The sequence below is a fragment of the Methylibium sp. T29 genome, assembly GCF_000576205.1.
In the GTDB taxonomy this organism is placed as follows: Bacteria; Pseudomonadota; Gammaproteobacteria; order Burkholderiales; family Burkholderiaceae_C; genus Methylibium; species Methylibium petroleiphilum.
The window spans coordinates 1-6,251 of record NZ_AZND01000197.1; the positions used below are offsets into that span (position 1 = coordinate 1).

Sequence of the window (6,251 nt, forward strand, 5' to 3'; positions counted from 1 at the left end):
CGCGCGGCGGCCGTGCCCGGCGGCGCTCAGCTGCCGGCGGCCAGCGGCAGCGCGGTCTTGTAGCGCACCTGCTTCAGCGCGAAGCTGGAGCGGATCTTCTCCACCTGCGCGATCGGCGACAGCTGCTCGAGGATGAAGCGCTCCAGCGCCGCCATGTCGGCCACCGCCACGCGCAGCAGATAGTCGGCGTCGCCGGTCATCAGGTAGCACTCCATCACCTCGTCGCGCGCGCACACGCTGGCCTCGAAGGCCTCCAGCGCGGCGCGGTTCTGCTGCTTCAGGCTGATCGAGATGAAGACGTTGAGGTGCAGCCCCAGCGGCGTGGGGTCGAGCAGTGCGACGTAGTGGCGGATCACGCCGGCGGCCTCGAGCGCGCGCACCCGCGCCAGGCAGGGCGAGGGCGACAGGTGCACGCGGCGCGCCAGCTCCACGTTCGAGAGGCTGCTGTCGCGCTGCAGCTCGGCCAAGATGCGCAGGTCGAGGGCGTCGGGTTTCATCGTCGTGCCGTAAAATTAAATGTTCACAGCATTTTGTGCTGTAAATGGGCGGAGGACGCCGGCTTTCGGTGGCATCTGCGGCCTCCGCAGGCGCACAGTGCAGGGCAGAGGAGCCTTGCCATGACCCAAGTGTTCGAACCCCTGCAGTTCCAGGCCGCCGCCGCCGACACCGACCCCGCCGAAACCGCCGAGTGGCGCGATGCGCTGGCCGCGGTGCTGGCCGCCGCCGGGCCGGAGCGCGCGCGTTTCCTGCTGGACCAACTGGCCGCGCAGGCCCGCGAGCCCGCCATCGCCTGGCAGCCGCGCGGCGGCGGTTCGCCCTACGTCAACACCATCCCGGTCGAGCGCCAGCCGCTCTTCCCCGGCGATCTGGCGATCGAGGAGCGCCTGGCCTCGCTGATGCGCTGGAACGCGCTGGCGATGGTGGTGCGCGCCAACCAGGCCTACGGCGAACTGGGCGGCCACATCGCCAGCTACGCGAGCGCGGCCGATCTGTTCGAGGTCGGCTTCAATCACTTCTTCCGCGCGCGCAACGCGCAGCAGGGTGGCGACCTGGTGTTCTACCAGCCGCACTCGGCGCCCGGCGTCTACGCGCGTGCCTTCCTCGAAGGCCGCCTGAGCGAGGCCGACCTCGCGCACTACCGGCAGGAGCTTGCGGCACCGGCGGCCGGCGCGCAGGGCCTGTCGAGCTACCCGCATCCGTGGCTGATGCCTGACTTCTGGCAGTTCCCCACCGGCTCGATGGGCATCGGTCCCATCAGCTCCATCTACCAGGCGCGCTTCATGCGCTACCTGCAGCACCGCGGGCTGCTGCAGACCGAGGGCCGCCGCGTCTGGGGCGTGTTCGGCGACGGCGAGATGGACGAGCCCGAGAGCATGAGCGCGCTCACGCTGGCCGCGCGCGAGAAGCTCGACAACCTCACGTGGGTGATCAACTGCAACCTGCAGCGCCTGGACGGCCCGGTGCGCGGCAACGGCCGCATCATCGACGAGCTGGAGGCGCTGTTCGCCGGCGCCGGCTGGCAGGTGATCAAGCTGGTGTGGGGCTCCGACTGGGACGGCCTGTTCGCGCGCGACACCCACGGTGCGCTGCGCAAGGCCTTCGCCGGCACCGTGGACGGCCAGTTCCAGACCTTCGCCGCGAAGGACGGCCGCTACAACCGCGAGCACTTCTTCGGCCAGACCCCCGAGCTCGCTGCGCTGGCGCAGGGCCTGACCGACGAGCAGATCGACCGGCTGCGCCGCGGGGGCCATGACATGGTGAAGATCCACGCCGCCTACCACTCGGCGATGCAGTGCCGCGGCCGGCCGGTGGTGATCCTGGCGCAGACCAAGAAGGGCTACGGCATGGGCGAGGCCGGCCAGGGCCGCATGACCACCCACCAGCAGAAGAAGCTCGACCGCGACGACCTGATCGCCTTCCGCAACCGCTTCGCGCTGCCGCTCAGCGACGAGCAGGCGGCGAACCTGGAATTCTTCAAGCCGGCCGACGACAGCCCCGAGATGCGCTACCTGCACGCGCGCCGCGCGGCGCTGGGCGGCCCCATCCCGGCGCGCGTGGCGCAGGCGCCGGTGCTGGCGGTGCCGCCGGTGGCGCGCTGGGGCGACTTCGCGCTGAACGCCGACGGCAAGGAGATGAGCACCACGATGGCCTTCGTGCGCATGCTCACCGGGCTGCTGAAGGACGCGCAGCTCGGCCCGCGCATCGTGCCCATCGTCGCCGACGAGGCGCGCACCTTCGGCATGGCCAACCTGTTCAAGCAGATCGGCATCTACTCCAACCTCGGCCAGAACTACGAGCCCGAGGACATCGGCTCGGTGCTCAGCTACCGCGAGGCCACCGACGGCCAGATCCTGGAGGAGGGCATCAGCGAGGCCGGTGCGCTGAGCTCCTGGGTGGCGGCGGCCACCAGCTACAGCGTGCACGGCGTGCCGATGCTGCCGTTCTACATCTACTACTCGATGTTCGGCTTCCAGCGCGTGGGCGACCTGATCTGGGCCGCGGCCGACCAGCGCGCGCGTGGTTTCCTGCTCGGCGCCACCGCGGGCCGCACCACGCTGGGCGGCGAGGGCCTGCAGCACCAGGACGGCTCCAGCCCGCTGCAGGCGTCGACCGTGCCCAACTGCCGCACCTGGGACCCGGCCTTCGCGGGCGAGGTGGCGGTGATCGTGGAGCACGGCATGCGCCGCATGCTGGAGGAGCAGGCCGACGAGTTCTTCTACCTGCTGCTGATGAACGAGAACTACGCCAACCCCTCGCTGCCCGAGGGCGCGGCGGCCGGCGTGCTGAAGGGCCTGTACCGCTTCCGGCCGGCTCAGGGCAGGAAGGCCGCGCAGGTGCGCCTGCTCGGTTCGGGTGCGATCCTGCGCGAGGTGCTGGCGGCGGCCGAGCTGCTGCGCAACGACTACGGCGTGGAGGCCGAGGTGTGGAGCGCCACCAGCTACAGCGAGCTGCAGCGCGAGGCCATCGAGGTGGAGCGCCACAACCGCCTGCAGCCGCAGGCGCCGCGCCGCCGCAGCCACGTGGCGCAATGCCTGGCCGGCAAGGCGCCGGTGGTGGCCGCGAGCGACTACGTGCGCGCCTGGCCGCAGCTGATCGCGCCCTACGCCGAAGCCTCGCGCTTCGTGGCGCTGGGCACCGACGGCTTCGGCCGCAGCGACACGCGCGAGCAGCTGCGCCGCCACTTCGAGGTGGACCGCGCGCACATCGCGCTGGCGGCGCTGGAGGCACTGGCCGATGTGGGCAGCGTGCCGCGGGAGCTGGTGGTGAAGGCGGCGGGGCGGCTCGGGGCTGAGGCGCGCCACCGCGCATAGCGGGCACCGCCAGAGCCTCAGCAAGAGCAGCGGATTCGGTCAGGTCCTGATCTGACAGACGGGGCCACTTCGCCGGCTTCCCGAGCGCGGCGCTTCGCTCGCGACAAATGGATCGGCCTGAGCGCCTACTTCACCAACTCCATCAGCTTGTCGAAGCTGTTCACGACGTCGTACTTCACGTTCTCCGGTGCGTGCTTCAGGTTCAACTGGTCAAAGAACTTCCGAGCGCAGGCGATCTTGGTCTCTTCGATCTTTCGCAGTTCCATCGACGACATCGAGCCCTCGGCCGGTGTGGAGGCTGGTTCCACGAGCTGTCCTGCCCAAAGCGGTGGGCCGGCCGCTATCGGCCAGGGCGGCGTTGTGGAGTCCAACCGACGTTTAAGGCTCCACAAGGCGCCTTGCGGAGGCCGGGTACTCCGCAAGGAAGCACCAGCCTGCAGAAACAACAGGGCTGCGCACGAGCGCCTTTCTGCGAAATTCCATTTAAGAATCAACAACTTAGGTCTTTCTGCAGCGCACGCATGGCAGATAGACAGCAGAAAGGCCGCACAGAGCGGGCCCCACACCGAATGAAGCTCAAGTTCAAGACCCAGGCCTGAGCTTGGGGATGTGGAACTCCTTGCGGATCTTGTCCGTCACTTCCTCGGCCATGAAGGTGGGCGACGTGAAGATGAAGTGCAGTTCGTCGACCTGCTCCAACTCCTCCTTCAGGGCCTCGAAGGCATACATCGAGAAGCACGAGGCAGCGACCTTCAGGCGGGCGCCGGGCTTCAATGCGCGCTTGAGGTCATCGCCCAGCAGGCGGTTGATGTTGTCGATGAGTTCCATCGCCGGCTACCCCAGAAGCTGCGCGACCGAGCGCATCGGCACGAACAGCCGGCTGGGCTGCGTCTGCAAGGTGAGAAAGCCGTAGTGCCGATAGAACGCCGCGGCGGCTTCGTCCTTGGCATCGACCACCACCGCCATCGCGGCAATCTGCTCGGCGTGGGTCAGGCTGCGGTGCAGGGCATCCAGCAGCAGATGCTCCCCGAGTCCCTGGCCTTGGGTGGATCGATCGACGGCCAGCCGGCCGAGCAGCGTGACGGGAAGCTGTGGGTAGCGGGGCAGCTTGCGGGCCAATGCGTCTGGCAGGTCGCCGAGGGTCAGCACCGAGGCCGACAGGGTGTAGTAGCCGAGGACTCGGCCGTCAGTCGGCCTGACGGCGACGAACGGTGCGGCAACGCGCTTGTCGGCGTCTTGCCGTGCCTGTTGCTGGAGATAGCGGTCGAGCGCCTCCACGCCGCAGTGGAAGGCCGTTCGGTCATGCTGTCGGCCCAGCGGCTCGACAGTGATGGGGGCAAGGCCACCGGCTAGGCGCCGGTTCTTTGGCGATAGGCCTTGGCCGCGCGCTCGAGGCGCGCGTTCGGCTTCGGCGGTTTCAGCAGGGCTTGCACGAAGGCCGACTGCTCTTCGCGCGAAAGGCGGATAGCCTCGTGCTCGGCGATCACCCGGCGCGCTGCGTCCTGCGCACTGGCCACGACGAACTCGCTCAGCGTGCGGCCGGAAAGCGCCGCCGCTTGCTGGAGCAGGCTCTTCTGCGCCGCGGACACGCGGGCTTCGAGCCGGGCGTCGCGGGTCGCTTCGGGGGTCTCTGGGTTGGTCATGGTCGTCTCCCTGACCGCAATGTACGGCATATGTCCGTACGCGACAAGCGAGACCTCTGTGCAGGCACTCCCCCCTATCAGCGAGGCGGCCTCACCCGAACAAGCGTTTGAACCAGGCCACGAGGCGGGCCCAGACCCCCTGGGCCGGCGCCTCGGTGGCCGGCGCGGCCGCCTCCGCCGCCGCCGGATAGCGCGCCGCCAGCTGCTGCTCGAAGGCGGTGAAGAACTCGCCCGCCATCTTCTGCGCCGCCATGTCGATCAGTCGCGAGCCGATCTGCGCGATCTTGCCGCCCACCGAGGCGTTGGCGGTGTAGTGCAGCAGCGTGGTGTTCGGCCCGGTCGATTCCAGTCGCACCGTGGCCTGGCCCTTGCCGTGGCCGGCCGGGCCGCCCTGGCCTTCGAAGGCGAGCACGTAGGAGGTCGGCGGCTGCAGGTCCGACAGCAGCAGCTTGCCCTTGAACTTCGCCTTCACCGGGCCGATGGCGGCGGTGAGCGCCACCTCGTAGGCGTTCTCGCCGGTCGCGGTGATCGACTCGCAGCCTGGGATCGCGGCCTGCAGGATGGTGGTGTCGTTCAGCGCCTCCCAGGCGATGGCTTGCGAAACGGGCAGGACTTGCTGGCTGGTGAGTTGCATGGCGGCGGTCTCTCAGGTCGGAACGGGAAGGGGCAAGGAAGGGCCTGCGCGCGACGGGCGGCGCGGCGCCGGTGCGGTGGCGAGCACGCGCGCCAGGTCGGCCAGGCTGTCGAGGTTGTGCGCGGGCAGGAAGTGGTCCACGTGCGGCAGCATCGCGCGGATGCCGGCGGCGCGTGGCTCGAAGCCGGCGTAGCGCAGCAGCGGGTTCAGCCACACCAGGCGCCGGCAGCTCTTGTGCAGGCGCTCCATCTCGAAGCGCAGCGCGTCGGTGTCGCCGTGCTCCAGGCCGTCGGAGATCAGCAGCAGCGTGGCGCCGCCGCCGAGCACGCGGCGCGACCAGTGGCGGTTGAAGTCGTGCAGGCAGGCGGTGATGCGCGTGCCGCCCGACCAGTCGTCCACCCGGCGCACCACCTGCGCCACCGCGAGGTCGGGGTCGCGCTGCGCCATCAGCCGGCTGATCGGCGTGAGCCGCGTGCCGAACACGAAGCTGTGCACCCGCAGTCCGCTGCGGCCCATCGCATGCGCGAAGTGCAGCAGCATGCGCGAGTAGCGGCTCATCGAGCCGGAGATGTCGGCCAGCACCACCAGCGGCGCCGGCCGCGTGCGCGGCGTGCGCCAGTGCATCGGCCCGCCGTCGCCGTGGCGCGCCATCGCCTGCACGGT

General features: G+C 69.7%; 8 protein-coding genes. 1 reads left to right on the forward strand and 7 read right to left on the reverse strand.

Annotated elements, in window-relative coordinates:
• Nucleotides 1-26: 26 nt before the first annotated feature.
• Nucleotides 27-497: an Lrp/AsnC family transcriptional regulator gene (locus tag x551_RS17160; protein ID WP_036235395.1), complete on the reverse strand. Its 471-nt coding sequence runs from the start codon at nt 495-497 to the stop codon at nt 27-29.
• A gap of 120 nt (nt 498-617) precedes the next feature.
• On the opposite strand from x551_RS17160, the gene mdeB reads away from it, so the two are divergent.
• Nucleotides 618-3,311: an alpha-ketoglutarate dehydrogenase gene (gene mdeB, locus x551_RS17165; RefSeq protein WP_036249726.1), complete on the forward strand. Its 2,694-nt coding sequence runs from the start codon at nt 618-620 to the stop codon at nt 3,309-3,311.
• 125 nt (nt 3,312-3,436) lie between these two features.
• Here mdeB and x551_RS24595 read toward each other — a convergent pair whose 3' ends face one another.
• The 6 genes from x551_RS24595 to x551_RS17190 form a co-directional block, all read right to left on the reverse strand.
• A complete protein-coding gene (locus x551_RS24595; protein WP_231497788.1) occupies nt 3,437-3,619 on the reverse strand; it encodes a hypothetical protein in 183 nt (60 codons plus the stop codon).
• Nucleotides 3,620-3,893: 274 nt separating this feature from the next.
• Nucleotides 3,894-4,139, reverse strand: coding sequence for a hypothetical protein (locus x551_RS17170; RefSeq protein WP_231497789.1), 246 nt, complete (start codon nt 4,137-4,139; stop codon nt 3,894-3,896).
• A 6-nt stretch (nt 4,140-4,145) separates the two neighbouring features.
• A complete protein-coding gene (locus x551_RS17175) occupies nt 4,146-4,589 on the reverse strand; it encodes a GNAT family N-acetyltransferase (protein WP_231497790.1) in 444 nt (147 codons plus the stop codon).
• A 71-nt stretch (nt 4,590-4,660) separates the two neighbouring features.
• Nucleotides 4,661-4,984, reverse strand: a complete 324-nt coding sequence (locus x551_RS17180; protein WP_310732277.1) for a DUF1778 domain-containing protein — start codon at nt 4,982-4,984, stop codon at nt 4,661-4,663.
• A 61-nt stretch (nt 4,985-5,045) separates the two neighbouring features.
• The gene (locus x551_RS17185; protein WP_036235402.1) at nt 5,046-5,588 is read right to left on the reverse strand and encodes a carbon monoxide dehydrogenase subunit G; all 543 of its coding nucleotides are present in this window, start codon (nt 5,586-5,588) and stop codon (nt 5,046-5,048) included.
• A 12-nt stretch (nt 5,589-5,600) separates the two neighbouring features.
• A partial coding sequence (locus x551_RS17190; RefSeq protein ID WP_152543555.1) for a VWA domain-containing protein occupies nt 5,601-6,251 on the reverse strand: 651 nt, incomplete at its 5' end.

Excerpts from the sequence above, each read along its gene's own strand:
- x551_RS17160 (WP_036235395.1), bottom strand. The coding sequence starts at position 497 with ATGAAACCCGACGCCCTCGACCTGCGCATCTTGGCCGAGCTGCAGCGC.
- mdeB (WP_036249726.1), top strand. The coding sequence starts at position 618 with ATGACCCAAGTGTTCGAACCCCTGCAGTTCCAGGCCGCCGCCGCCGAC.
- x551_RS17170 (WP_231497789.1), bottom strand. The coding sequence starts at position 4,139 with ATGGAACTCATCGACAACATCAACCGCCTGCTGGGCGATGACCTCAAG.
- x551_RS17180 (WP_310732277.1), bottom strand. The coding sequence starts at position 4,984 with ATGCCGTACATTGCGGTCAGGGAGACGACCATGACCAACCCAGAGACC.
- x551_RS17185 (WP_036235402.1), bottom strand. The coding sequence starts at position 5,588 with ATGCAACTCACCAGCCAGCAAGTCCTGCCCGTTTCGCAAGCCATCGCC.